General features: G+C 69.2%; 2 protein-coding genes and 1 pseudogene. 2 read left to right on the plus strand and 1 reads right to left on the minus strand.

Translation table 11 applies throughout. The annotated features are described in order from the left end of the window. Positions 1–393 (minus strand): Lrp/AsnC family transcriptional regulator (locus A3764_RS16785; protein WP_067951798.1); only part of this gene is annotated, 393 nt, incomplete at its 3' end. Positions 394–516: 123 nt separating this feature from the next. Between A3764_RS16785 and A3764_RS16790 the strand changes: the two genes are divergently transcribed. Together A3764_RS16790 and A3764_RS16795 are read left to right on the plus strand one after the other, a co-directional pair. Continuing rightward, a complete protein-coding gene (locus tag A3764_RS16790; RefSeq protein WP_067951799.1) occupies positions 517–1,656 on the plus strand; it encodes a type III PLP-dependent enzyme in 1,140 nt (379 codons plus the stop codon). Between the two features lie 107 nt (positions 1,657–1,763). Further along, positions 1,764–2,381, plus strand: a pseudogene (locus tag A3764_RS16795) (xanthine dehydrogenase family protein); the annotation flags it as partial.

The following is a 2,381-nucleotide window of genomic DNA, read 5'->3' on the forward strand; positions in this document are numbered from 1 at the left end:
TTCGGAACTGTTCACGCCCTGCAACTCGCCGATCCGGTCCAGCGTCTCGTCCAGCTCCTGCGTTGTCTGCNCGGCAAGCTGCACCAGCAGATCGAACCGGCCCGAGGTCGTGTGCACCACCCGCACCGCCGGCAGGCTGCGCAGCCGGGCCAGCACGGCGGGGCCCGCGCGGGGGGCGATGCTGACCAGCGCCGTGGCATGGAGCGGCGGACGCGCCTCCGCCCCCAGCCGCAGGGTATAGCCCCGGATCACCCCGCTGCGCTCCAGCCGCTCCAGCCGGGCCTGCACGGTGGTGCGCGCAAGGCCGAGCAGCCGCGCGAGGTCCGCCACCGGCTGGCGCGCATTGGCCTGCAGGGCCGAAAGCAAGCGGCGGTCCGTTTCGTCGATCTGCATGGTACCTCTGTCGATATGCCGTGAAGTTCGCAGCAAATCGGCGTTATGCCAAGCGATTTCGACCTGCGCGCGGGCCAGAATGGTCGAAAGAGACAATCGCCCGACCAAGCAAAGAGGCATCCCATGCGCAGAGCAGACCCCCTTCATTCCTCCCCCGCGGCCCATTTGGCGGCAACGCGCCCGGATCATCCGGTGCTGCATTTCGCCCCCGCGGTGCTGCAGGACACCGCCGCGGCCTTCCGCGCCGGGTTCCCCGGTCTCGTGACCTATGCGGTCAAGGCCAACGACCGGGCCGAGGTCCTGTCGAACCTCGTGGCGGCGGGGGTGGAAACCTTCGACGTCGCCTCGCCCGCCGAAATGGCGCGGGTGCGCGCGGTCTGTCCGGCGGCGCGGCTGCATTACAACAACCCCGTGCGGTCGGAGGCGGAGATCGCCGCCGGGCGGGACTTCGGCGTGCAAAGCTGGTCCGTCGACGATGCGGAGGAACTGGCGAAGCTGCGCGATGTCTCGCGCGCGGCAGAGGTGGCGGTGCGCTTTCGCCTGCCGGTGCGGGGGGCGGCCTATGATTTCGGCAGCAAGTTCGGCGCCTCGCCCGACGCCGCCGCCGAGCTGTTGCGTGCCGTGGCGGCCATGGGGTTCCGCTCGGGCCTGTGCTTTCACCCCGGCACCCAGTGCGAGGACGCCAATGCATGGGTCCAGTACATTGAGGCGGCGGCGGGCATCTGCCGCGCGGCGGGGGTGCGTATCGGGCGGCTGAACATCGGCGGCGGGTTCGCTGCGGACCGGGGGCAGGGCCAGCCCGATCACGGCGCTGTCTTTGCCGCCGTGGGTGCGGCGGTCGCCCGGGCCTTCGGTGCCGATGCACCGCAACTGATCTGTGAGCCGGGGCGCGCCATGGTAGCGCCCTCCTGCGTGTTGAGCACCCGGATCAAGGCGATGCGCGACGGCGGCGCGGTGGTCTATCTGAATGACGGTATCTACGGCGGGCTCGTGGATCTGCGTGACATGGGGCTGAGCGGCCTTTTGCGCGTGGTCTCGCCCGAGGGGGCGGCGCGGACCGGCCCCGCGCGCCCGCGTGTGGCATTCGGCCCCACCTGCGATTCGCTCGACCGGCTGCCCGACGGGCTTGCCCTGCCGGAAGACACGCAGCCGGGCGATTACGTGCTTTTCGGCGGCATGGGGGCCTATTCCGTCGCCATGAGCACCGCCTTCAACGGCTACGGCCTGCATGAGGTCGTCATGGTCGCCGGGTTGGAGGGCTGACGCGCGCGCGCTGCCCGCCCCAAAGGCTGCCCCGGTCCGCTGGACAACCGGCACCCCATCGCTAGTGTCTGCCTTAACGCGGAAATCGCCACGAAGGGCAGAACGACATGGAAAAATTCGGCAAGAGCCAACCCGTGAAACGGGTGGAGGATGTGCGCTTTCTCACCGGGGAGGGGCGCTATGTCGATGACATCGCCCCCGAGGGTGCGCTGCATGCGTTTTTCCTGCGCTCCCCGGTGGCGCATGGCCATATCACCGGCATCAATACAGGCGATGCCGCATCGGCAGAGGGGGTCCATGCGGTGCTGACCTGCGCGGACCTCGAAGCGGCGGGCGTCAAGGTCGCCATGCCCGGCACCGTGGTGGAAAACCGCGACGGGACCAAGGCCGCCAAACCCGAACGGCCCGTGCTGGCGCGGGACAAGGTCCGCTACGTGGGCGAACCGGTGGCGATCATCGTCGCCGATACCTACGATCAGGCACGCGACGCCGCCGAACTCATCGAACTCGACATCGACGAATTGCCCGCCAAGATCGACCTGAAGACAGGCGGCGAGACGCTGCACGACGAAGCGCCCGACAACCGCGCCTTTGACTGGGGGCTGGGCGACGAAGAGGCGACGCAGGCGGCCTTTGACGCGGCCGCGCGCAGCGTGTCGCTGGAAATCGCGGACAACCGGATCATCGTGAACTCGCTCGAACCGCGCGGCTGCTATGCCGAATGG

Origin of the sequence: Sulfitobacter sp. HI0129 (genome assembly GCF_001635395.1) — a bacterium.
In the GTDB taxonomy this organism is placed as follows: domain Bacteria; phylum Pseudomonadota; class Alphaproteobacteria; order Rhodobacterales; family Rhodobacteraceae; genus Sulfitobacter.